Genomic DNA, 22,225 nt, shown 5'->3' on the forward strand with positions numbered 1-22,225 from the left:
CGAGGCGCGCTGTAGTGGCCGGGTTTCCTCGCGCGCGCCGCGGTGGCCTGGTCCCCGGACGCGTGCCGCAGCGGTCGCAGGGATGCGAACTAGCCTCCTAGGATGACTCGGGACCTGTGAGCTGGGGACGGGAGATTTGGGGTTCCTCGACAGGGCGCGAGAGGATCGCACCGTGAGCGAGCACGGGGTGCGTGCCGGGCGGTTGCGGGTGGAGCTGTTCGGTGCGCTGCGGGTCTGCCGCGGGGACGCCGATCTGACGGTGCCGGGCGCGCGGCTGCGGGGACTGCTCGTGCGGCTGGCGCTGGCTGCCGGACGACCGGTCGGTGCCGCGACGCTGGTCGACGCGCTGTGGCCGCAGGACCGGCCGGCCGATCCGGCGAACGCGCTGCAGTCGCTGGTGTCCCGGTTGCGCCGGGTGCTCGGCGAGGCGGAGACGGTCACCCAGGACGAGGGCGGGTACCGGCTCGTGGTGGCCGGGGACGACGTGGACGTGATCCGGTTCGAGCGGGTGGCCGCCGCCGGGCGGCAGAAGCTGCGGGCCGGTGACGCGCAGGGCGCCGCCGAGCTGCTCGGCGAGGCGGCCCGGCTGGCGCGCGGGCCCCTGGCTGCCGAGGTGGGCGCGGTGGCCGAGGCGGTCGGGGTGCGGCTGCGGCGGGCCGTGGCGGTGGCGCTGGCCGATGTCGCGGAGGCGGATCTGCTGCTCGGGCGGTATGACGCGGCCGAGGGACGGCTGACCCGGCTGCTCGAGGAACACCCGCTCGACGAGCGGGTGACCGCGCTGCTGATGGACGCGCTCGCGGTGCAGGGGCGGCAGGCCGACGCGCTGGCCCTCTACGAGCGGGTGCGCGAGGAGGTCGCGGACCGGCTCGGCGCGGATCCGGGTGCGGCGCTGCGGGACCGGCACCTGCGGCTGCTGCGCGGCTCCGACCTGCCGGCGACCGCGGGCGACGACGGAACCGGCCGCGAGGACAGAAACGGCCGTGCGGACAGAACCGGCCGGGACGACGAGAGCGATAGAGGTAGTGGAACCGAAGACGGCACCGCGGATGAAGCGGAGGTGGGGCTGCACGACGTGCCCGGCAAGGACGCGCGGCCTGGAGCCAGCAATCTGCCGGAACCACTGACGAGTTTCATCGGCCGGGAGGCCGACCTCGCGCGGATCGACGATCTGCTGGTCGCCGGGCGATTGATCACGGTGCTCGGGCCGGGTGGGGCCGGGAAGACGCGGCTGGCGACCCAGGCGGCGCGGCGGCGGCGGGGGGACTACCGCGACGGGGTCTGGCTGATCGATCTGGCGTCGGTGACCGCGCCGGCCGAGCTGCCGGCGGCAGTGCTGACCGCGACCGGGTTGCGGGCCGCGGCGCTGTTCGAGAAGTCCGGGTTGCGGCTGGAGGGGCGCACCGACATCGACGTGCTGGTGGATCAGTTCGCCGGGCGGGAGTGCCTGTTCCTGGTGGACAACTGCGAGCACCTGATCGACGCGGTGGCGCACCTGACCACGGCGTTGCTGGTGCGCTGCCCGGGGTTGCGGATCCTGGCGACCAGCCGGGAGCCGCTGGCGGTGGACGGCGAGGCGCTGGTGCCGCTCGGTCCGCTCGGTGTGCCGGAACGCTCCGAGGTGGACGAGGCGCGGGTGGCTCCGGCGGTGCGGTTGTTCGCCGAGCGGGCCGCCGCGGTGCTGCCCGGGTTCGTGGTGGACGCCGCGACGGTGACCGACGTGGTGCAGATCGTGCGCCGGCTGGACGGTTTGCCGCTGGCTCTGGAGCTGGCTGCGGCCCGGCTGCGCACGCTCGAGCTGCGCGAGCTGGCCGACGGTCTCGACGACCGGTTCCGGCTGCTGACCACCGGGAGCCGCACGGCGCTGCCCCGGCACCGGACGCTGCGCGCGGTGATCGCCTGGAGCTGGGAACTGCTCGACGACGACGAGCGGGCACTGGCCGAGCGGGTGTCGGTGCTGCCCGGCGGAGTGACCGTGAGTTCGGCGACCGCGGTGTCGGCCGCGGAGGCGACCGTGGTGCCGGCCGGCGTGGCGGCGGCAGCGGGCCGGGCGCGGGTCACCGATCTGCTGGCCGCGCTCGTCGACAAGTCGCTGCTGCAGCGGTCGCCGGACGGGCGGTACCGGATGTTGGAGACGTTGCGGGAGTACGGCATCGACCGGCTCGCCGAGCAGGGCACGCTGTCCGTGGTCCGTGGGCTGGCCGCGCGCCACCTGGCGGAGCTGGTCGCCGAGCACGATCCGCGGCTGCGCACCGCCGAGCAGCTGGACGCGCTGCGGGTGCTGCGCGCCGAGTACGACAACGCCCTGGCCGCGATCCGGCACCTGTGCGACGAGGGTGACGCCGAGGGCGCGCTGCGGCTGGCGATGGGTCTGTGCTGGTACTGGCAGATGTTCGGCCGGCACGCCGACGCCGCGTTCTGGCTGCACGAGGCGTTGTCGGTGCCGGGGGAGCGGGACCAGCTGACCACCGACTGCGCCGAGGCGGTGCTGATGCTCAACCGGTTCGGTTCGGAGCACACCATGGTGCTGGAGAGCGCGGAGCAGCGCCGGCAGCGCCTACGGGACCTGGCCGCACGGCTGATCGCACGGCCGGGGCTGCCCGGGATGATCGGCGCGCTGTCCGCCGTGGTGCTCTACATGGCCGAGGAGCCGGAGGCGGCCCGGGCCCGGATGGACGAGTTGATCGCCGGTCCGGACCGCTGGGTGACCGCGCTGGCCCAGCTGTTCCGGGCGCAGGTCTCGGAGAACAACGGTGACGTGGCGCAGGTCCGGCTGGACGTGACCGCGGCGCTGGCCGGGTTCCGGGCGGCCGGTGACCGCTGGGGCCAGGCGACAGTGCTGCCGTTGCGAGCGCTGCTGCGGCAGTACGAGGGTGACCTGGACGGCGCGCTCGCCGACCTGACCACGGCGAAGGCGCTGGCCGGCGAGTTCGGGTCGCTGGACCTGGGTGACGAGATCTTCATCGATCTGCGCCGGTCCGATCTGCACCTGCGGCGCGGTGAGGCCAACGAGGCACGGGCCGCGTTGCAGGGCGCCCGGGTGCGGGCCGACCGGTCGATGTCGCCGGAGATGAACATGCTGCTGGACGCGCTGGAGGCCGGGATGCTCGTCGCGCTCGGTGACCTGGACGGGGCCGAGGAGCTGATCGGGCAGGCCGAGGCGCGAGCGGGTGCCGACCCGTTCGAGTTCATGAGCGGCGACCACGGCACGGCGATCATCGAGGGGGTCCGGGCCGCGGTGGCGATCCGCCGTGGTGATCCGGTGCTGGCCGAGCGGGCGCTGACCAAGGCGTATGCGGCGGCGCAGGAGACCCGGGACATGCCGATCCTGTCGCTGGTCGCGGTCGGCGCGTCCGGGCTGGCCGACCTGCTGGGCCGGCCGCGGGACACGGCGCAGCTGCTCGGCGCGGCGGCCCGGCTGCGTGGCGCGCACGATCCGACCGATCTGCAGGTGGCGGCGCTGACCGCGAAGAGCCGGGCGGCGCTGGGGGAGGACGGGTTCGCCGAGGCGTACGCGGCGGGCTGGAGTCTGGACGCGGGCACGGCACTGGCCCGGGCGGACCCGGGCCAGTTGCACCGTGCGCTCGAGGCTTGAGAGCTTCAGGCGCGTTTGTTGTAGGCGCGCAGCGCCAGCGGGACGAAGACCACCAGCAGCCCGGCCATCCAGCCCAGCGTGATGATCAGGTGGTGGGCGACCGGGCCGCCGATCAGCAGGCCGCGTTCCGCGCCGACCAGGTGGGTGATCGGGTTGACGTGCACGAAGGCCTGCAGCCAGCCGGGCAGGGTATTGGCCGGGACGAACACGTCGCTGCCGAACGAGAGCGGGAAGACCAGCAGGAACATCACGCCCTGCACGGCGCCCGGGGTGCGCACCAGCATGCCGACCCAGACCGAGACCCAGCCGAAGCACAGACCGAACCCGATGGCGAGCGCGACCGCCGCCACGGTGGCCGACGCGCCGGTCTCGATCCGGAAGCCCATCACGGTGCCGACGCCCAGGGTCACCGCGCAGACGGTGAAGTAGCGGACGATGTCGGCCAGCACCGCGCCGACCAGGGGCGCCGATCGGGAGACCGGCAGTGATCGGAACCGGTCGAAGACGCCCTTCTCGATGTCGGCGTTGAGGTTCTGGCCGAGTGCGATGCTGCCCATGGCGAGGGACTGGGCGAGCATGCCGGGCAGCAGGAGCTGCAGGTAGCCGGACCGGCCGCCGGCGCCGGCGATGGCGCCGCCGAACAGGTACGTGAACATCAGCAGGAAGATCACCGGCTGGATCGTCACGTCGATCAGGGCTTCCGGCGTACGGGTGGTCTTGATCAGGCTGCGCTTGGCGAGCGCGCCACTGTGCCGCAGCAGTGCGGCGAACGAGCCACCGCGCGGGTGGTCGAGCCGGTCCGGCCCGGTGAATACGGCGGTGGTCATACCAGGGCCTCCGAGCGCTTGATGGTGCTGTCGTCGTCGTGGTCGCCGGTCAGGGTGTGGAACACCTCGTCCAGGCTGGGCAGGTGCAGGCCGAGCTCGTTGACCGCGATGCCGGCGTGGCGCAGCGCGGGGACGACCTCGTCGAGGGCCAGGTCACCGGTGACCGGGACCGAGGCGGCGCCGGGACGGGATCCGGCGGAGCCGTCCGGGGCGGCGTTCATGCCGGGCGCGGCGACCGCGTCGAGGATCCGGAGCACGTCCGGCAGCCGGCCTGGGTCGGCGGGGCGCACCCGCAGGGTCTGTCCGCCGACGCGGCGCTTGAGCCCGTCCGGGGTGTCCTGGGCGATCACCTTGCCGTGGTTGATCACCACGATCTCGTCGGCCAGGGCGTCGGCCTCCTCGAGGTACTGCGTGGTCAGCAGCACGCTGGAGCCCTGCGCGACCTGGTTGCGCACGACGCCCCACATGTCCTCGCGCTTGGCCGGGTCGAGGCCGGTGGTCGGCTCGTCCAGGAAGATCACCTCGGGGTGGCCGACGAGGCTGGCGGCCAGGTCGAGGCGGCGGCGCATGCCACCGGAGTACGTCTTGGCCGGTCGTCCGGCCGCCTCGGTGAGGTCGAACCAGGCGAGCAGCTCGACGGCGCGCTTGCGAGCGTCCCGGGTGGTCAGGTCGAGCAGCTGGCCGATCAGCACCAGGTTCTGGGTGCCGGTCAGGTCCTCGTCGACCGAGGCGTACTGGCCGGTCAGGCCGATCCGGCGGCGGACCTTCTGCGGCTCGCGCAGCACGTCGATGCTGGCCACGAACGCGGTGCCCTCGTCCGGGCGCAGCAGTGTCGCCAGCACCCGCACCGCGGTCGTCTTGCCGGCCCCGTTCGGCCCGAGCACGCCGAGCACCGTGCCGCGGCGCATGGCCAGGTCCACCCCGTCGAGTGCCTGGGTGTTCCCGAAGCGTTTGCGCAACCCTTCGGCGCGCACTACGAGATCGTCCACGATTCTCGCTCCCCCTCATCCCGTCGTCGTCGAGCTCTCTCGTCGACAGGGGAAGCGTGCGGGTCAGCGCTGGCATGATCCGCACATCGCGCTGGCACGGCCGTGCCAGCGCGAGAACAGTCCCGGCGACAGGGAACAGACCCCGCGGACACCCGGACAGGCCCCGCGGGCACAGGGACAGGCCCCGCGGGCACAGGGACAGGCCCCGCAGCGCCCCTGGGGGTAGGCGCGGCGAGGCCTGTCGGTCACGGTGGTGGCTGGCCGTCAGGGGTGCCTCCCGGCCCGGGAGGCACCCCTGACAAGCAGCCAGGATCAGACGCCCGGCGCCGCGCCCCGGGGAGGAGGGCGCGGAGCGCGGCCGACCGGGATCAGACGGCCGGCGTGCTGCCCGGCGCGGCGGGCGCGGCGGGAGAGGCGGGCGCGGGCGCGGCGGGCGCGGACAGCGCGGGAGAGGCGGGCGCGGACGCCGCGGGGGAGGCGGGAGCGGACAGGGCGGGAGAGGTGGAAGCCGACGGCGGCGCGGGAGTGCCGGACGGGCCGTGGTCGTCGTCGAGCATGGTGGTCTCGTCGAACGGGTCGTTGCCGCTGAGCACCGCCTCGGCCTTCACCCGGTCGAACTCCTTGGTCCAGACCCCGATCAGCACGGTCGCGATGGCGTTGCCGGCGAAGTTGGTCAGCGCCCGGGCCTCGGACATGAACCGGTCGATGCCGACGATCAGGCCGACCCCGTCGACGAGCTCCGGCCGGTGCGTCTGCAGGCCGCCGGCCAGGGTGGCCAGGCCGGCACCGGTGACACCGGCGGCGCCCTTCGACGCGATGATCATGAAGAGGAGCAGCGAGATCTGCTCGGCGACCGAGAGCGGGTTGCCCATCGCCTGGGCGATGAACAGTGACGCCATGGTCAGGTAGATGGCGGTGCCGTCCAGGTTGAACGAGTACCCGGTCGGCACGGCGATGCCGACGACCGGCTTGCTGACCCCGACGTGCTCCATCTTCGCGATCAGCCGGGGCAGCGCCGACTCGGACGACGAGGTGGACAGGATCAGCAGGAACTCCTTGGCCAGGTACTTGAACAGCCGCAGGATGTTGATCCGGGCGACCAGCCAGAGCAGCGGGCCGAGCACCCCGAACACGAAGATCGCGCAGGTCAGGTAGAAGCCGAGCATGATCTGACCGAGGCTGATCAGGGCGTCAACGCCGGCCGAGCCGACCACCGCGGCGATCGCGCCGAACGCGCCGATCGGGGCCAGCCACATCAGCATCGCCAGGACCCGGAAGACCAGGCGCTGGAAGACGCCGATGGCGCGCAGCGCCGGTTCGGCCCGGGCGCCCATCGACTGCAGCGCGAAGCCGACGAGCAGCGCGACCAGCAGGGTCTGCAGCACCTCGCTGCCGACCAGCGGGGAGATCAGCGTGGTCGGGATGATGCCGAGCAGGAAGTCCGCGGTGGTCTCGTTCGCGGTCTCGCCGACCTGTTTCTGCCCGGCCGCGGCGAGCGACGCGTCCAAGTGCAGGCCGGAGCCGGGGTGGATCAGGTTGCCGACCAGCAGGCCGACGGCCAGGGCCACGGTGGACATGGTCAGGAAATAGCCGAGGGTGAGGCCGCCGACCTTGCCGACCTTGGCGGCCTGCCGTACCGAGCCGACGCCCAGCACCAGGGTGCAGAAGATGACCGGGCTGATCATCATCTTGATCAGGTTGACGAATCCGGTGCCGATCGGCTTCAGCTCCACCGCGACGTCCGGTGCGAGCAGGCCTACGGCGATGCCGAGGAGTACGGCCACGATCACGGCCGGATACAGGTAGCGGGTGCGATCCTTCATGGCCGTGACTGTGGTCTAGGTCTCAAGCGGGATCACGATTACGGTCATTCTGTTCACCGTCCCGAAACGCAGATCGGCCCCCCATGACCCGACGCTGGAGTATCGCGCGGCAGTTGTTCGCACTGCAGGCACTGGTCGTGACGCTGCTGGTGGCGGTCTGCACCATCGGTGCGGTGCTGCTCGCCCGGCGTGACGCCCGGAACGCGGCGATCGGGGAGGTCACCGCGGTGGCCGAGACGATCGCGCACACGCCGGCCGTGATCGGCGCGCTGGGCGCCGCCGACCCGACCCGGGTGCTGCAGCCCTACGCGGAGACCACCCGGCTGGCCACCGGCACCGACTTCATCGTGGTGATGGCGCCGGACCGGACCCGGTACACCCACCCGAGCCCGGATCTGATCGGCCGGCCGTTCGCCGGGACGGTGGCCGGGGCGCTGGCCGGCGGGACGGTGGTCGAGGAGTACCACGGCAGCCTGGGCGACTCGTGGCGCGCCGTGGTGCCGATCCGCGCGCAGACCGGGACGATCGTCGGGCTGGTGGCGGTCGGGATCACCACCGCGGCGATCAACCGGGCGCTGATGGCGCAGTTCCCGGCGGTGGCGGCCGGGACCGGGGCGGCGCTGCTGCTGGCCGCGGCCGGGTCGGGGCTGCTCAGCCGCCGGTTGCGCCGCCAGACGCACGGTCTCGGCCCGGCCGAGATGACCCGGATGTACGAGTACTACGACGCCGTCCTGCACGCGGTCCGCGAGGGTCTCGTGGTGGTCGGCCGGGACGGCCGGGTCGAGCTGATCAACGACGAGGCGCGCCGGCTGCTCGGTGCGCCCGCCGCCGGCCCGGCCGACCTGCCCGCCGAGGTGGCCGGGCTGATCGCGGAGCGGCACCCGATGGTCGACGAGCCGGTCCTCGCCGGAGAGCGGATCCTGGTGGTCAGCCGCCGCGAGACCCGGTTCGAGGGCCGCACCCTGGGCACCGTGCTCACCCTGCGCGACCACACCGAGCTGCGCCAGCTGACCGGGGAGCTGGACTCGGTGCGCGGGCTGACCGAGGCGTTGCGGGCGCAGGCGCACGAGGCGGCGAACCGGCTGCACACCGTGCTCACCCTGGTCGAACTCGGACAGCCGGAGGAGGCGGTCCGGCTCGGCACCGAGGAGCTGGCGCTGGCCCAGCAGCTGACCGACCAGGTGGTCGGCGCGGTGCGGGAACCGGCCCTGGCCGCGCTGCTGCTCGGCAAGTCGGCGCAGGCCGGTGAGCGCGGCATCGAGCTGACCGTGGACCCGGCGTCGCATCTGGACGGTTCGGCGCTGCCCAGCCGGGACCTGCTCACGGTGGCCGGCAACCTGATCGACAACGCGCTGGAGGCGGTCACCGCGGGGCCGGCGCCGCGCCGGGTGCGGGTGCTGGTGCGCCAGGACGGCGACGAGGTGCTGGTCCAGGTGAGCGACACCGGTCCGGGTCTGACCGCGGATCAGGCCGCCGCCGCCTTCCGGCGCGGCTGGTCGACCAAACCGGGTCCGGGGCGCGGCGTCGGGTTGTCGCTGGTCCGGCAGGTCGCCGAGAGGTACGGCGGGAGCTACCGCATCGACCAGGCGACCGGGCACGGCGCGGTGCTCACCGTACGGCTGCCGGTGCCGGCGTGATCCGCGTGCTGGTGGTCGACGACGAGCCGCTGATCGCGCAGGCCCACCGGGCATACACCGAGCGGATCGCGGGCTTCGAGGTGGTCGGCGTGGCGCACACGGCGCGCGACGCGATGGCGGTCCTGCGTACCCAAGAGGTTGATCTGATCTTGTTGGATCTCCACCTCCCGGATCGGCACGGTCTGGACCTGGTGCGGGCCCTGCGCGCCGCGGGCAGTGGCGCCGACGTGCTGGCGGTGACGTCGAGCCGGGACCTGGGCGTGGTCCGGCAGGCGGTGGCGCTGGGCGTGACCCACTACCTGCTGAAGCCGTTCACGTTCGCGGCGTTCCGGGACCGGATGGACCGGTACGCGCTGTACCGCGCGCAGGTCCGCGAGGTGTCCGAGGTGGCCGCCCAGCACGAGATCGACCGGGTCTTCGCCACGCTGCGCGGCGGCCCGCCGGACAGCCTGCCGAAGGGCCTGGACCCGGCCACCTTCGACCTGATCCGCGCGGCGTTGCAGGCGGCCGGCGGGCTGTCGGCGACCGAGGTGGCGGCCCGCACCGGCACGTCGCGGGTGACGGCGCGGCGCTACCTGGAGCACCTGGCCGAGGCCGGGCGGGCGGTCCGCAGCCCGCGGTACGGCGGACCGGGGCGCCCGGAGGTGGAGTACCGCCCGGCCTGAACTCGCCGGACCGGGTTCGGCCTGGGGCTCAACTCCGCGGCACTCGTGCCGAACTGACCGGATGTGACGGGTCTCCGGCGTCCCCCGTGGTGGCTCGCCTGGCTGCTGGGCGGCACGGCTGCCGCGGCCGGCTATTCGCTGCTGCCGTACGCCTGGCCGGCCGTGCTGATCTCCTCGCTGGTCACGGTCGGCTCCTGCGCGGTGATGGTGGTCGGCGCCCACCGGCGGCACCGGGCGCAACGCGGCGCGTGGCTGATCTTCGTGGCCGGTGTCGGCACCTGGTTCGCCGGTGACCTGGTCTACGCGACCCAGCAGCTGTCCGGCCGGGTCGTGCCGTTCCCGTCCTGGGCGGACGGGTTCTACCTGGGCGCCTACCCGCTGTTGATGATCGCGTTGTTCCTGCTGACCCGGCGGCGCGGCCCGATCTGGTCGGGCAACCTGATCGACTCGGCGATCGTGGCGATCAGCGTCGGGATCGCGTACTGGACGTTCGTGATCGAGCCGATCGTGGTCGACACCGGGGTGTCGCCGCTGACCCGGGCGACCACGGCCGGCTACCCCACGATGGGGGTGCTGCTCTGCGCGCTGCTGGTGCCGATGCTGCTGCGCCGCGGGCCGCGGACCGCCGGGATGTGGCTGCTCACCGTCGGCGGCGTGGTGATCCTGGCCGGCAACGTGGTCTACACGCTGCTGCCCGACGCGATGTACGCCTACGGCTCGTACGTCTACGCCGGCTACCTGTTCGCGTACGTCTGCTGGTCGGCCGCCGCCGCCCACCCGGCGCAGGCCACCGCGATCGCCGAGGAGGAGGAGAGCCTGGGCTGGAGCCGGCTGCTGGTGCTGACCGCCTCGATGCTGCTGGTGCCGGCGATCCTGCTGGTGCAGGGCGAGCGCGGCGGCGAGCAGATGAGCTGGCTCGCCGTCGGCATCGGCTCGATGGCGCTGTTCGTCCTGGTGGTGACCCGGATGTCCGGGTACATCAAGCGGGTGCACAGCCAGGCCCGCCGGCTGCACGACCTGGCCATGCGCGACGACCTGACCGGGCTGCCGAACCGGCGCGCGTTCGAGGAGGAGGCGATCCGGGGCGTGGCGGCCGGCCCGTGCCGGCTCGTGATGATCGACCTGGCCGGGTTCAAGCACGTCAACGACCGGCTCGGCCGGGCCGCCGGGGACCAGGCGCTGGCCGCGGTGGCCGGGCTGCTGCGCGGTTCGCTGCGCGAGGGTGACGCGGTGGCCCGGATGGGTGCCGACGAGTTCGCCGTGCTGGTCCTGGACACCCGGGCGGGCGAGGGCGAGACGGTGGTGGCCCGGCTGGTCGACCTGCTGCGCCGGCCGGTCGTCTCCGGCGAGCACGAGCTGCTGCTCAACGCCCGGCTCGGGGTGGCCGACAGCGAGCACTGCGGCGCGGTACCGGTGCCGGAGCTGGTGCGCCGCGCGGACACCGCCCGGTACGCCGCGAAGGCGGCCGGCAGCCAGCTGATGATCTACACGGCCGAGCTGGACGAGAGCGCCGACGCGGCCGCGCAGCTCGGCGCGGACCTGCGGCACAGCCTCGACGACGGCGACTTCCGGGTGGTCTACCAGCCGATCGTGGAGCTGACCACGACCCGGTTCGAGGCGGTCGAGGCGCTGGTGCGCTGGCACCATCCGGTCCGCGGGTTCGTCAGCCCGGTCGATTTCATCCCGGTCGCCGAGGACAACGGGCTGATCGTCGAGCTCGGCGAGTTCGTGATGCGCACGTCGTGCCACAAGTTCGCCGGGTGGCGCCGTGACCTGGGCGCCGCCGCGCCGAGCTACATCAGCGTCAACGTCTCGGCCCGGCAGCTGCGCGAGCCGGAGTTCCCGGACGTGGTGGCCGCGATCCTCGCCGAGTGCGGGCTGGAACCGGCCGCGCTGCTGGTCGAGGTGACCGAGACCGCGCTGTTCGGCGGCGGCACCGCGGTGCACGCGGTGGAGACCCTGCACCGGACCGGGGTGCGGATCGCCCTGGACGACTTCGGCACCGGCCACTCGTCGCTGGGCCTGCTGCGCACCGTGCCGGTGGACGTGCTGAAGGTGGACAAGTCGTTCGTCGACGAGATCACCGAGGGCGGCGGCCGGGCGGTGATCGTGGACGCGCTGATCCACGTCAGCAAGGGCCTGGGGCTGCGCGCGGTCGCCGAGGGCGTGGAGACCGCGGAGCAGGCGGCGTACCTGCGCGAGCTCGGCTACGAGTACGCGCAGGGCTACTTCTTCGGCAAGCCGGTCCCGGAGCCGGACTTCACCCCGCGCGCCCTCGTCGTCGATCAGGCGTAGGCGATCCCGGCGATCTGGGTGTTGAACGAGACGAACGGGCTGTGCAGCCGGTACGGCTCGATGTCGACCCGGGCGAACCCGGCCGCGCGCACCAGCGCGGCCAGGTCCCGTTCGCACGAGCAGCCCTCGAACGTCCAGGCCCACGGCCGGCGCAGCGCCCGTTGCAGGTAGCGGGTCGGCGTGCCGGCCGGTGCCGCGACGTGCTCCACGAACCGGTACGTGCCGCCCGGGCGCAGCACCCGCCGCACCTCGGCCAGCACCTGGGCCGGATCGGTCACCGTGCACAGCACGAGCGAGGAGATCACCGCGTCGGCGCTGCGGTCGGGCAGCCCGGTGTGCTCGGCGACCCGCTCGCGCAGGTCCAGGTGCACGCCGCGGCGTCCGGCGGCGGCCCGCAGCCGGGCGTGCATCGGCCGGTTCGGTTCGACGGCGACGAGCGTCGAGCCCGGGCGGAGGTAGCGCAGGTTCGCGCCCACGCCGGAGCCGAGCTCGACGACGTTCTCGGGCAGGTCGGCGAACACCCGCCGCTTGTGCCGGCGTACGTGCCACTCGATGTACGGGCCCAGCACGCTGAAGAACGCGGCGTTGAACGGGCCGCGCATCGGGTGCACCGGGAAGGGTGGTGCGGACAGTTCAGTCATGGCGTCGACTCTGCGCCGATCCGGCCGGCCGGTCAGGCGGGGAAATACCTCACTGTGCGGCGAACCAGGCGGCGATCTGGGCCCGGGACCGGAATCCCAGGCGCAGCCGGATCCGTTCCACGTGCCCCTCGGCCGAGCGCTCGTCGATGCCCAGCCGCGCCGCGATCTCCCGGTTCGTGCAGCCCTGGCTGACCAGGGCGGCCACCTCGCGCTGGCGGGCGGTCAGCGTGCCGGTGCGACGCCGGGCGGCGGGCAGGCCGAGGAACCGGCGGACCACCCGCACCAGCTCGTCCCGGTCACCGGCGTACGGCAGGTGCGAGCGGCCGGGCAGCAGCACCAGGCCGGCGCCGCTGATCCCGGCGGCCAGGGCCTCGGCCTGCGCGACCGGCGCGGCGCGGTCGCCGGTGCGGTGCACCACGAGCGTCGGCGCCCGCACCCGGGCCAGCTGGTCGCGGACGTCGAGGCGGTAACTGAGCTCCAGCAGCTCCCGGGCGGTCGCCGCGGTCGAGCAGGCGCGCTGGTAGCGGGCCATCGCGGCGCGGGTCGGGCCGTCGGCGTCCGGGGCGAAGATGTCGGCGAGGACGTCCGAGCCCAGCCCCCAGTGCGCCTCGACCAGCCCCAGGACGTGCTCGCGCACGCTCGGCGGGGACAGCTCGTCGCCGCGCGCCCAGCCGCCGTAGAGGACCAGCCGGCGTACCGTCTCGGGGTGTTGTGCGGCCCAGGCCGCCGCGACCGGCGCGCCCATCGACGTACCCATCAGGTCGAACGGCTCGCGCAGCGCGGCCGTGACCGCGGCCAGCTGCTCGAGTTCGAAATCCAGCGACGCCGGCCGGTCCGCGGCCGGCGACAACCCGCAGCCGGCCCGGTCGTAGCGGACCAGCCGGCAGCCCGCGCCGAGCGCCTCGTAGAGGGCCCGCTCGGCCGGCAGCTCCCAGCCCAGCTCGAGGTGGGTGAGCCAGCCCATCACGTAGACCAGCGGCCGGCCCGCGCCCGCCGACGAATAGGCCACGGTGGCGCCGCCGGCCGTCACCACCCGATCGAGCCGCTGCTGCACGAGCCGATTATCGCTGCCGTCCGCCGACGCGGGAAACTGGTCCAACCAGTTGACGGGTTGATGTGTGACGGGGCACACTGCCGCGCATGGATTTCGATCCCGCTCCCCGACTCTCCGTCTCCGACTACGTGTTCGGCCGGCTCCGCGACGCCATCGTCGGCGGCGCCTACCCGGCCGGTGACCCGCTGCCCAGCGAACGGGAGCTGGCCGCCGGCTTCGCGGTGAACCGGCACGCGATCCGCGAGGCGCTGCGCCGGCTGCAGCAGCTCGGCCTGGTCCGGGTCAGTCAGGGCGGCGCCACCCGGGTGCTGGACTGGCGGGCCACCGCCGGGCTGGACCTGGCCATGACCCTGACCACCGCCGAGGACGTGCTGCCGGTCGAGACCCTGGCGCGCGACGTGCTCGAGATGCGGGCCTGCATCGGCGCGGACGCCGCCCGGCTCGCCGCCGAGCGGGCCGGCCGCCCGGCCCGGGACGCGATCCTCGAGGCGGCCGAGGCGTACGCGGACGCGGCACCGGACCTGGCCGCGATGGCGGTGGCCGACCTCGCCCTGTGGCGGCGGATCGTCGAGGGCTCCGGCAACATCGCGTACCTGCTGGCGTTCAACAGCCTCACCGCCGGGACGCTCGCGGTCGGTCACGTGCCGGCTCACCGTCGTACCGAAGAGCTCTTGAACGTCACCGCCCACCGCAGGCTGGCCGCCCTGATCTCGGCCGGCGCGGCCGCCGAGGCCGAGCAGGCCGCGCGCGGTCTGCTCACCGCGCCCCTGGGCAGCGACACCGCCCTGATCGAGAAGGAGCAGCGATGATCCCCGCCGTGCTCTACGCCGTCCCGGCGTTCCTGCTGCTGATCGTGATGGAGGTGCTGTCCTACCGGTTCCTGCCGGACGACGAGGAGCGCGGGTACGAGGCCCGCGACACCGCCACCAGCCTGTCGATGGGCGCCGGCAGCCAGGTGATCGGCGTGCCGTGGAAGCTGTTCACCGCGGTGCTGTACGCCGGGCTGTACGTGCTCAGCCCGCTCAAGCTGGACCCGAGCCACTGGTGGGTCTGGGTGCTGCTGTTCTTCGCCGACGACCTGGCCTACTACTGGTTCCACCGGCTGCACCACGAGGTCCGGGTGCTCTGGGCCAGTCACGTGGTGCACCACTCCAGCCAGTTCTACAACCTGTCCACCGCGCTGCGGCAGAGCTGGACCCCGATGACCTCGCTGCCGTTCTGGCTGCCCCTGGCGCTGCTCGGGATGCCGCCGTGGATGATCTTCCTGCAGCAGTCGATCAGCCTGGCGTACCAGTTCTTCCTGCACACCGAGCGGATCGACCGGCTGCCCAGGCCGGTCGAGTGGTTCTTCAACACCCCGTCGCACCACCGGGTGCACCACGGCTCGAACGACCCCTACCTGGACCGCAACTACGGCGGCATCCTGATCGTCTGGGACCGGCTGTTCCGCTCCTTCGAACCCGAGGGCGAGAAGGTCAGGTACGGCCTGACCAGCAACATCAGCACCTACAACCCGCTGCGGGTGGCGACGCACGAGTACCACGCGATCTGGCGGGACCTGCGCACCGCGACGAGCTGGCGGGCCCGCCTCGGCTACGTGTTCGGCCGCCCGGGCTGGCAGCCGGCCGCGTGAAGCTCAAGCTCTTTGCCGCCGTCGCGATCATCGAGGTGGCCGCGGTCGCGCTGGACTGGACCGCCCTGCAATGGCTCACGAAGCCGCTCCTGGCGCCCCTTTTGCTCCTTCACATCTATAAAAAAGCTGACAAGAGTCTTGCCGCGGCGCTGGTCTTCGCCACGCTCGGCGACATCGCGCTGCTGATCCCGGGCACCCCGGCTTTCCTGGCCGGGATGGGTTTCTTCCTCGGCACCCAGCTCTGCCTGCTCACCGCGTTCCTCAAGCGCGCCCGGCCGCCGCTGGCCGCCGTGCTGGGCTACGCGGTGCTCTGGGCCGGGGTCAACGCGCTGCTGTGGAGTCGCCTCGGTGACCTGTGGGTGCCGGTGCTGGTCTACAGCCTGGCCCTGACCGCGATGGCGGCCGCGGCCACCGGGGTCTCCCGGCGCACCGCGGCCGGCGGCGCGTTGTTCCTGCTCTCCGACCTGATGATCGGCGCGGGCGCGGCCGGGATCGAGCTGCCCGCCGCCGGGGTGCTGGTGATGACCACGTACGCGGCGGCGCTCGCCCTGATCGTCACCGGCTCAGTTCCGGGCCCGGCGCACCGACTCGACAGTCATGAGATGTCGAGTCCTGCTCGGTAGCGTTCTGGTTGCGGGGGCGCTGGCCGCCCCGGCACCGGCCCACGCCGCGAGCGCCGCCGGCGAACGCCTCGCCGCAGGTCACCTTGCCGTCCTTCGTCGTCGGCTGACGTCGCCCGTGCACTGAACTGGAGCAGTTCCAGATCAATGTTTAGCGTGCTGAGACCGGGTATTCCCTGTCCCAGGAAAGGGAGGTTCTTCTCGTGAGCCCATCAGAACGCCCGCCGACCACTACGGACGCCGGCATTCCGGTCGCCAGCGACGAACACTCGCTCACCGTCGGACCGGACGGCCCGCTGCTGCTGCAGGACCACTACCTGATCGAGCAGATGGCCAACTTCAACCGGGAGCGGATCCCGGAGCGCCAGCCGCACGCCAAGGGTGGCGGCGCGTTCGGCACCTTCCAGGTCACCCAGGACGTGAGCGCCCTGACCCGGGCCGCGGTGTTCCAGCCCGGCGCCGAGACCGAGACGCTGATCCGGTTCTCCACCGTCGCCGGCGAGCGGGGCAGCCCGGACACCTGGCGGGACCCGCGCGGTTTCGCGGTGAAGTTCTACACCTCGGAAGGAAATTTGGACCTGGTCGGCAACAACACGCCGGTCTTCTTCATCAAGGACCCGATGAAGTTCCAGCACTTCATCCGGTCGCAGAAGCGCCGCGCCGACAACAACCTGCGTGACCACGACATGCAGTGGGACTTCTGGACGCTGTCACCGGAGTCCGCGCACCAGGTCACCTGGCTGATGGGTGACCGCGGCATTCCGCGCACCTGGCGGCACATGAACGGCTACGGCAGCCACACCTACCTGTGGATCAACGCGCAGGGCGAGCGCCACTGGGTGAAGTACCACTTCAAGACCGACCAGGGCGTCGAGACGTTCACCCAGGACGAGGGTGACCAGATGGCGTCGATGGACACCGACTACCACCAGCGCGACCTGTTCGACCACATCGCCGGCGGGGAGTTCCCGAGCTGGACGCTGCACGTGCAGGTGATGCCGTTCGAGGACGCGAAGACGTACCGGTTCAACCCGTTCGACCTGACCAAGGTGTGGCCGCACGGCGACTACCCGCTGCGTGAGGTCGGCAAGCTGACCCTGAACCGCAACGTCACCGACTACCACACCGAGATGGAACAGGCCGCGTTCGAACCGAACAACGTGGTCCCCGGCACCGGGCTGTCACCGGACAAGATGCTGCTGGCGCGCGGGTTCAGCTACTCCGACGCGCACCGGGCCCGGCTCGGCGTCAACTTCAAGCAGATCCCGGTGAACTCGCCGAAGGTGGAGACGCACTCGTACTCCAAGGACGGCGCGATGCGGATCCGGAACGTGACCGATCCGGTGTACGCGCCGAACTCGTACGGCGGCCCGCAGGCCAACCCGGCGCTGACCGACGACGGCGGCAAGTGGTACGCCGACGGCGAGATGGTCCGGTCCGCGGCCACCCCGCACGCCCAGGACGACGACTGGGGGCAGGCCGGCACCCTGGTCCGTGACGTGCTCAACGACGCGGAACGCGACCGGCTGGTCACCAACATCGTCGGGCACCTGCTCAACGGCGTCAGCGAGCCGATCCTGCTGCGCGCGTTCGAGTACTGGCACAACGTCGACAAGAGCCTCGGCGACCGGATCGAGGCCGGCGTGCGCGCCAAGCAGCACGAGAAGGACCCCAAGGCCGCCCAGCAGGCGAACCCGGCGCGGTCCGCCGCCCAGGACAAGGCCTGATTTCTCGTCCGACCACCGCGCCGCCCCCGGGAGTCACCGGGGGCGGTTGCGTATCCCGTCCAGGGCGAAGGCTAGCACCCGGTCGCGCTGGGCCTCGTCGACGAACGCGCCGGAGACCAGTCCGGAGATCATCCGCAGTACGTCGTCGAAGCTCGCGTCCGAGCGCACCTCGCCGGCCGCCCGGGCCCGCTCCAGCAGCGGCTCGCCGGCCCGGTACATCGCGACCCGGCACGACGTGAACAGCTCGGAGTCACGGTTCAGCGCGTCCATCACGGCGCGTTTGGTGACCACGTAGCCCACGAAACGGTCCAGCCAGGCCCGCAGCGCCTCCCACGGCGGCAGGTCGGCGACCGTCTCGGCGACGACGCTCAGCTGGTTGATCTCCTCGACGTAGACCGCCTCGAACAGGTCACGCCGGGTCGGGAAGTTGCGGTACAGCGTGCCGATGCCCACCCCGGCCCGCCGGGCGATCTCCTCGAGCGACGCGTCGGTGCTGCTCTCCGCGAAGATCTCGCGCGCGGCGGCGAGCAGCGCGTCGAAGTTGCGGCGCGCGTCGGCCCGTTGGGGGCGGCGCACCGAGACCGGCACATCCTGCATGGGGAGACCCTCCTCACATCACCCCCGGCGGTAATCGGCTTGCTAACCGGAGGCACCCCTCCGCTAATCTGGAGGCATGCCTCGACTTTACCAGGCGACCCCGCGCGTCACCTTCTCCGTGCTGGCCGCGGCCGCCGCCGCGTTCGCCCTCATGCAGTCCCTGGTGACCCCGGTGCTGCCCACCATCCAGCAGGACCTGCACACCACCACCGGCACGGTCACCTGGGTGCTCACCGCCTGGCTGCTCTCCGCCTCGGTCGCCACCCCGCTGATGGGCCGGATCGCCGACATGATCGGCAAGGACCGGACGCTGCTGGTCGCGCTCGGCGCCATCGCGCTGGGCTGCCTGCTCGCCGCGGTCGCCCCGAACGTGACCGTGCTGATCATCGCCCGCGTCGTGCAGGGCCTCGGCGCCGCCGTCTTCCCGGTCTCCTTCGGCATCATCCGCGACGTCTACCCGCCCGAGCGGGTCGGCTCCGCGATCGGCATCCTGGCCGCGGTCATCGCCAGCGGCTCCGGCCTCGGCATCGTGCTGGCCGGCCCGATCGTCGGCGTGCTCGACTGGCGCTGGCTGTTCTGGATCCCGATGATCGCGGTGACCGCCGTCGCGGTGCTCGCCTGGCGGGTCGTGCCGGCCTCCCCGGCCGGTGTTGCGGGCCGGATCAACTGGTTCTCGGCGACGTTGCTGGCCGGCTGGCTGGTCGCGCTGCTGCTGCCGCTCAGCAAGGGTGCGACCTGGGGCTGGGGCTCCGGTCGTACCATCGGGTTGTTGATCCTCGCGGTCGTGATGTTCGCGGCCTGGATGGTGGCCGAGCTCCGGTCCACCGAACCCCTGATCGACATGCGGATGATGCGCCTGCCCGCGGTCTGGACCACCAACCTGGTGTCGCTGCTCTTCGGTGCCGCGATGTTCGGCGTCTTCGCGTTCCTGCCGCAGCTCATGCAGGTCCCGGCGAGCACCGGCTACGGCTTCGGCGCCTCGGTGACCACCGCCGGCCTGCTGATGCTGCCGATGATGGTGGCCATGGCGGTGTTCGGCTCGCTCAGCGGCCCGCTGACCCGCTGGGTCAGCAACAAGGCCCAGCTGCTCTGGGGCGCCGGACTCGGCACGATCGCCTGCCTGAGCCTCGCGCTGCTCCACGACAACCGGGCGATCGTCGCGCTCACCGGCGCGCTGTTCGGTATCGGACTCGGCCTGCTCTACTCCTCGATGATCAACCTGATCGTGCAGAGCGTGCCGCGCCACCAGACCGGCGCGGCGAGCGGCATGAACACCAACATCCGCACCATCGGCGCGTCGATCGGCACGGCGGTGGTCAGCTCGGTCGTGACCGGACACCCCGGCGCCGGCGGCCTGCCCGCGGAATCGGGTTACACCGAGGCGTTCCTGCTGCTCGCGGTGGCCAGCGCCGCGGCGTTCGCGGTCGCGCTGCTGGTCCCGGCCGGCCGCAAGCCCGAGGTCGCATCGACACCGGTGGTCCTGCCGGAGCTCAGCCCGGTCGAGGTCTGAGGTTGCTGCTGCGGTTCAGTACAAGATCAAATTCTTGATGTCGTGCGTCCGCCGGGGTACAGATCGTCGCTCCCGCCGGGACCCCTGCGGGTTTCGCTGGCCGCTGGCGCGTCCATGACGCAAAACCCTCCGGGGCGATGTCCGTGGGTGGTCGCGGTCAGAGCTGGGCCCAGTCAGCTGACTGGGCCCAGCTCTCGTGCGTCGGCTAGCGGTAGTTCTCCTCGTCCGGCTCGTCCTCGGTGCCGCGCTCGACCACGTCGCTCTCCGAGCCGGGCCGGGCCTCCAGCTCGTCGTCGGTGGCCGGCGGCTCCTGCACGTCCTGTGGCCCCTGCGGCTCCTTGTCGGCGGGCAGCGGGCCGACCGGCTGCTCGTCGACATCCGCCGACCCGGGGCCGTCGCTGGTCACGAACTCGGCGAAGCTCTCCGGCTCAAGATCACTCATGCCCGTCTACATACCCGTTCCGCCGGCAAATAGCCGTCCCCGCGGCGCGTGGTGAACGGCCGTGCCCGCGGCGCGTTGATCGGCTCACCCGTGGCCGTGCCCGTGCCGCGTTGATCGGCTCACACGTAGCCGTGGCCGTGCCGCCAGTAGCCGACGAAGTCCACCTGGTGCTTGGTGAAACCGCGCTCCTCGATCAAGAATCGCCGCGCACCGGTCGCCAGGGCGGACTCGCCGACCAGGTGGGCATAGCCGGCGCCGTCCGGCAGCGTGGCCTCCCGCAGCGCGCTCAGCGCCAGCCCGCCCGGCACCGCGTGCTCCGCGCCCGCCTCGTCCCGCGCCACCCAGCGCACCGTGACCCCGGCCGGCACGGCGAACTCCTGCGCGTCGGCCGCCACCGGGATCTCCACGATGGCCAGACCGCGGGCGTCGGCCGGCAGCGAGCCGCAGATCCCGGCGACCGCCGGCAGCCCGGTCTCATCGGCGACCAGCAGCATCCAGTCGGGTTCGGTGCGGGGGTTCCCGGTTCGGGGGTGGTAGCTGGTGCCCTGATCGAGCAGGCCGACCTGGTCGCCGGGCTTCGCGTTCAGGGCGAACGCGGTCGCCGGCCCGCACCGCCCGTCCACGTCGGTGTGAATGACGAAGTCCACGTCGAGCCGCCCGTCCGCGAACGCCCGCACCGTGTAGTTGCGCACCCACGGCCGCTTCGCCTTCGGCGTGGCCAGGTACTGCGCGTACCACAGGCTCGACGTCCGGGTCGGCAGCCGCAGCGTCTCCTGCCCCTCCCGCGGCAGGAACAGCCGGAACCACTGGTCGAAACCGAGCGGCGTGAACCTCTCGAGCCCGTCACCACCCAGCGTGACCCGGACGACGGTCGGCGACACCCGGCGCTGCCCGGTGACCTCCAGCATCAGAACATGCGGATCGACCGGCTTCCGCTGCCGAAGGCGTGACTCACTCACTGCGCAACCCTCTCGATCACCATCGCGAGTTGCTTAGGCTAGCCTAACTTCCCCCGCTCCAGCGCTCACCTCTCGCTCCGGGGTAGGGCGGTGAGAATCCGCGCTGCCGGATCGCGTGCGTCTGCCGCCCACCCGGGGCGGCGAGCGCACCCACCACCCGACCGCGGACCCCGGCCGCAGGGCCCCACCGAGATCAAGATGGGCTGAGCGGCATCGGGCCCAGCTCGGCGCGTGATGGGCTCGAGAATTGCTCGAATAAATGCGTTGTCGGTCTTGGGGAGTGGGCCTAACGTAGTCATCACCACCGAGGCAGTCGGGGCGAACGGAAAGCACCGATCAGGGAAGGGGAAACCGATCATGCAGTGGCAGATTTCGATCATGTCGCAGCGGCCTGAGCCGCGCGGTGCGGCTGTCATGGCACGGTCCGGTCGATCCCTGGCCGCCAGTCCGCGGGCCCTGAGCAGCGACGTTCTGGCTCTCGGCGAACCGAAGCGCGACACGGGACGGTGGCGACGCTAGCTTTCCAGCTAGCGACGTTCAGCCGCCCTCCCGATCCGGGACCGGGCGGTTTTCTGTTTCTCCTACGGGTGTAGCTCAACGGTAGAGCGGCAGCCTCCAAATCTGTCAGGTGCGGGTTCGAATCCTGCCGCCCGTGCGTCCGACCGCGGTGGAAACCGGCGGTCACGATCCTTGATAACTCCACAGTGGATGGCACATATCTTTGTACGTCCCGGCCACCGGCAGCATCGCCGCCGGTGGCCGGGGAAACGATGGGCTTGTGGCGCAGTCTGGTAGCGCACCGGTTCGGCAGACCGGGGGTCGGCGGTTCGAATCCGCCCAGGTCCACGCGATCCCGATCAGGGGATCACGTCTTCGTAGCTCAGCGGAAAGAGCACCGGATTACGGATCCGGGGGTCGGGAGTTCGAATCTCTCCGGGGACACGTTTCGGGCAGCCACCCGAAGAATGCGCCCGTGAGGTTGCGGAAGGTTAGACCACCGGACTCTCAATCCGGAGGACCGGGTTCGACCCCCGGACGGGCGACGCAGGAGAACACGTGGTTGTAGCTCAACGGTAGAGCGCCGCCTCGCCATGGCGGAGGTTCCGGGTTCGAATCCCGGTAGCCACTCGACACAGCATGCCCGGGTAGCCCAATGGCAGGAGGCACACCGCTCAGAACGGTGGCAGTGCGCGTTCGAGTCGCGCTCCGGGTAC

General features: G+C 72.1%; 17 protein-coding genes and 6 tRNA genes. 15 read left to right on the forward strand and 8 right to left on the reverse strand.

The window, feature by feature from the left end; translation table 11 throughout:
- Nucleotides 1–172: 172 nt before the first annotated feature.
- Nucleotides 173–3,592, forward strand: a complete 3,420-nt coding sequence (locus tag ADL15_RS29465; RefSeq protein WP_067697980.1) for an AfsR/SARP family transcriptional regulator — start codon at nucleotides 173–175, stop codon at nucleotides 3,590–3,592.
- A gap of 5 nt (nucleotides 3,593–3,597) precedes the next feature.
- Here the strand turns inward: ADL15_RS29465 and ADL15_RS29470 are convergent, their stop codons facing one another.
- The 3 genes from ADL15_RS29470 to ADL15_RS29480 all read right to left on the reverse strand — a co-directional run bounded on the left by ADL15_RS29470 (nucleotide 3,598) and on the right by ADL15_RS29480 (nucleotide 7,231).
- Nucleotides 3,598–4,419, reverse strand: a complete 822-nt coding sequence (locus ADL15_RS29470; RefSeq protein WP_067697982.1) for an ABC transporter permease — start codon at nucleotides 4,417–4,419, stop codon at nucleotides 3,598–3,600.
- Nucleotides 4,416–5,408: an ATP-binding cassette domain-containing protein gene (locus ADL15_RS29475; protein WP_067697984.1), complete on the reverse strand. Its 993-nt coding sequence runs from the start codon at nucleotides 5,406–5,408 to the stop codon at nucleotides 4,416–4,418. The genes ADL15_RS29470 and ADL15_RS29475 overlap by 4 nt, the downstream gene beginning before the upstream one ends.
- A gap of 368 nt (nucleotides 5,409–5,776) precedes the next feature.
- Nucleotides 5,777–7,231, reverse strand: coding sequence for a cation:dicarboxylate symporter family transporter (locus tag ADL15_RS29480; protein ID WP_083971889.1), 1,455 nt, complete (start codon nucleotides 7,229–7,231; stop codon nucleotides 5,777–5,779).
- 83 nt (nucleotides 7,232–7,314) lie between these two features.
- Here ADL15_RS29480 and ADL15_RS29485 point away from each other — a divergent pair, with 83 nt between their 5' ends.
- The 3 genes from ADL15_RS29485 (at nucleotide 7,315) to ADL15_RS29495 (ending at nucleotide 11,828) form a co-directional block, all read left to right on the forward strand.
- On the forward strand, nucleotides 7,315–8,868 hold the full coding sequence (locus ADL15_RS29485; RefSeq protein WP_067697986.1) for a sensor histidine kinase: 1,554 nt from the start codon (nucleotides 7,315–7,317) through the stop codon (nucleotides 8,866–8,868).
- Nucleotides 8,865–9,533, forward strand: coding sequence for a response regulator (locus ADL15_RS29490; protein WP_067697988.1), 669 nt, complete (start codon nucleotides 8,865–8,867; stop codon nucleotides 9,531–9,533). The genes ADL15_RS29485 and ADL15_RS29490 overlap by 4 nt, the downstream gene beginning before the upstream one ends.
- A gap of 63 nt (nucleotides 9,534–9,596) precedes the next feature.
- Complete coding sequence (locus ADL15_RS29495) at nucleotides 9,597–11,828, forward strand: putative bifunctional diguanylate cyclase/phosphodiesterase (RefSeq protein WP_067697990.1); 2,232 nt, start codon at nucleotides 9,597–9,599, stop codon at nucleotides 11,826–11,828.
- Here the strand turns inward: ADL15_RS29495 and ADL15_RS29500 are convergent.
- Entirely contained in the window at nucleotides 11,819–12,469 is a 651-nt protein-coding gene (locus ADL15_RS29500; protein WP_067697992.1) for a class I SAM-dependent methyltransferase, read from the reverse strand. The genes ADL15_RS29495 and ADL15_RS29500 overlap by 10 nt on opposite strands.
- Before the next feature lie 49 nt (nucleotides 12,470–12,518).
- Nucleotides 12,519–13,523 (reverse strand): alpha/beta fold hydrolase, encoded by a 1,005-nt coding sequence (locus tag ADL15_RS29505; protein ID WP_067697994.1) that lies wholly within the window; start codon nucleotides 13,521–13,523, stop codon nucleotides 12,519–12,521.
- An 86-nt stretch (nucleotides 13,524–13,609) separates the two neighbouring features.
- Here ADL15_RS29505 and ADL15_RS29510 point away from each other — a divergent pair, with 86 nt between their 5' ends.
- The 4 genes from ADL15_RS29510 to ADL15_RS29525 all read left to right on the forward strand — a co-directional run bounded on the left by ADL15_RS29510 (nucleotide 13,610) and on the right by ADL15_RS29525 (nucleotide 17,503).
- Nucleotides 13,610–14,332: a FadR/GntR family transcriptional regulator gene (locus ADL15_RS29510; protein WP_067697996.1), complete on the forward strand. Its 723-nt coding sequence runs from the start codon at nucleotides 13,610–13,612 to the stop codon at nucleotides 14,330–14,332.
- Entirely contained in the window at nucleotides 14,329–15,156 is an 828-nt protein-coding gene (locus tag ADL15_RS29515; protein ID WP_067697997.1) for a sterol desaturase family protein, read from the forward strand. The genes ADL15_RS29510 and ADL15_RS29515 overlap by 4 nt, the downstream gene beginning before the upstream one ends.
- The gene (locus ADL15_RS29520) at nucleotides 15,153–15,779 is read left to right on the forward strand and encodes a lysoplasmalogenase (RefSeq protein ID WP_067697999.1); all 627 of its coding nucleotides are present in this window, start codon (nucleotides 15,153–15,155) and stop codon (nucleotides 15,777–15,779) included. The genes ADL15_RS29515 and ADL15_RS29520 overlap by 4 nt, the downstream gene beginning before the upstream one ends.
- Before the next feature lie 200 nt (nucleotides 15,780–15,979).
- The gene (locus tag ADL15_RS29525; RefSeq protein ID WP_067698001.1) at nucleotides 15,980–17,503 is read left to right on the forward strand and encodes a catalase; all 1,524 of its coding nucleotides are present in this window, start codon (nucleotides 15,980–15,982) and stop codon (nucleotides 17,501–17,503) included.
- 33 nt (nucleotides 17,504–17,536) lie between these two features.
- Here ADL15_RS29525 and ADL15_RS29530 read toward each other — a convergent pair whose 3' ends face one another.
- Nucleotides 17,537–18,100, reverse strand: coding sequence for a TetR/AcrR family transcriptional regulator (locus ADL15_RS29530; RefSeq protein ID WP_067698003.1), 564 nt, complete (start codon nucleotides 18,098–18,100; stop codon nucleotides 17,537–17,539).
- Between the two features lie 76 nt (nucleotides 18,101–18,176).
- Between ADL15_RS29530 and ADL15_RS29535 the strand changes: the two genes are divergently transcribed.
- Nucleotides 18,177–19,610 (forward strand): MFS transporter, encoded by a 1,434-nt coding sequence (locus ADL15_RS29535; protein WP_067698005.1) that lies wholly within the window; start codon nucleotides 18,177–18,179, stop codon nucleotides 19,608–19,610.
- 205 nt (nucleotides 19,611–19,815) lie between these two features.
- On the opposite strand, the gene ADL15_RS29540 is transcribed toward ADL15_RS29535, so the two are convergent.
- A complete protein-coding gene (locus tag ADL15_RS29540) occupies nucleotides 19,816–20,052 on the reverse strand; it encodes a hypothetical protein (protein ID WP_067698007.1) in 237 nt (78 codons plus the stop codon).
- Between the two features lie 119 nt (nucleotides 20,053–20,171).
- On the reverse strand, nucleotides 20,172–20,960 hold the full coding sequence (locus ADL15_RS29545) for a siderophore-interacting protein (protein ID WP_067698009.1): 789 nt from the start codon (nucleotides 20,958–20,960) through the stop codon (nucleotides 20,172–20,174).
- Nucleotides 20,961–21,594: 634 nt separating this feature from the next.
- Between ADL15_RS29545 and ADL15_RS29550 the strand changes: the two genes are divergently transcribed.
- From ADL15_RS29550 to ADL15_RS29575, 6 genes are all read left to right on the forward strand, one after another.
- Nucleotides 21,595–21,666: transfer RNA gene (locus ADL15_RS29550), tRNA-Trp, on the forward strand.
- A 117-nt stretch (nucleotides 21,667–21,783) separates the two neighbouring features.
- Nucleotides 21,784–21,857, forward strand: a tRNA-Ala gene (locus tag ADL15_RS29555).
- A gap of 23 nt (nucleotides 21,858–21,880) precedes the next feature.
- A tRNA-Arg gene (locus ADL15_RS29560) sits at nucleotides 21,881–21,953 on the forward strand.
- 26 nt (nucleotides 21,954–21,979) lie between these two features.
- A tRNA-Glu gene (locus ADL15_RS29565) sits at nucleotides 21,980–22,054 on the forward strand.
- 13 nt (nucleotides 22,055–22,067) lie between these two features.
- Nucleotides 22,068–22,139 (forward strand) — tRNA-Gly (locus ADL15_RS29570).
- Nucleotides 22,140–22,150: 11 nt separating this feature from the next.
- Nucleotides 22,151–22,224: transfer RNA gene (locus ADL15_RS29575), tRNA-Leu, on the forward strand.
- Nucleotide 22,225: the final 1 nt, after the last annotated feature.

It is taken from the genome of Actinoplanes awajinensis subsp. mycoplanecinus, from assembly GCF_001509495.1.
GTDB lineage: Bacteria > Actinomycetota > Actinomycetes > Mycobacteriales > Micromonosporaceae > Actinoplanes > Actinoplanes palleronii.

Excerpts from the sequence above, each read along its gene's own strand:
- ADL15_RS29470 (WP_067697982.1), bottom strand. The coding sequence starts at position 4,419 with ATGACCACCGCCGTATTCACCGGGCCGGACCGGCTCGACCACCCGCGC.
- ADL15_RS29480 (WP_083971889.1), bottom strand. The coding sequence starts at position 7,231 with ATGAAGGATCGCACCCGCTACCTGTATCCGGCCGTGATCGTGGCCGTA.
- ADL15_RS29485 (WP_067697986.1), top strand. The coding sequence starts at position 7,315 with ATGACCCGACGCTGGAGTATCGCGCGGCAGTTGTTCGCACTGCAGGCA.
- ADL15_RS29500 (WP_067697992.1), bottom strand. The coding sequence starts at position 12,469 with ATGACTGAACTGTCCGCACCACCCTTCCCGGTGCACCCGATGCGCGGC.
- ADL15_RS29510 (WP_067697996.1), top strand. The coding sequence starts at position 13,610 with ATGGATTTCGATCCCGCTCCCCGACTCTCCGTCTCCGACTACGTGTTC.
- ADL15_RS29515 (WP_067697997.1), top strand. The coding sequence starts at position 14,329 with ATGATCCCCGCCGTGCTCTACGCCGTCCCGGCGTTCCTGCTGCTGATC.
- ADL15_RS29530 (WP_067698003.1), bottom strand. The coding sequence starts at position 18,100 with ATGCAGGATGTGCCGGTCTCGGTGCGCCGCCCCCAACGGGCCGACGCG.
- ADL15_RS29535 (WP_067698005.1), top strand. The coding sequence starts at position 18,177 with ATGCCTCGACTTTACCAGGCGACCCCGCGCGTCACCTTCTCCGTGCTG.
- ADL15_RS29540 (WP_067698007.1), bottom strand. The coding sequence starts at position 20,052 with ATGAGTGATCTTGAGCCGGAGAGCTTCGCCGAGTTCGTGACCAGCGAC.
- ADL15_RS29545 (WP_067698009.1), bottom strand. The coding sequence starts at position 20,960 with ATGCTGGAGGTCACCGGGCAGCGCCGGGTGTCGCCGACCGTCGTCCGG.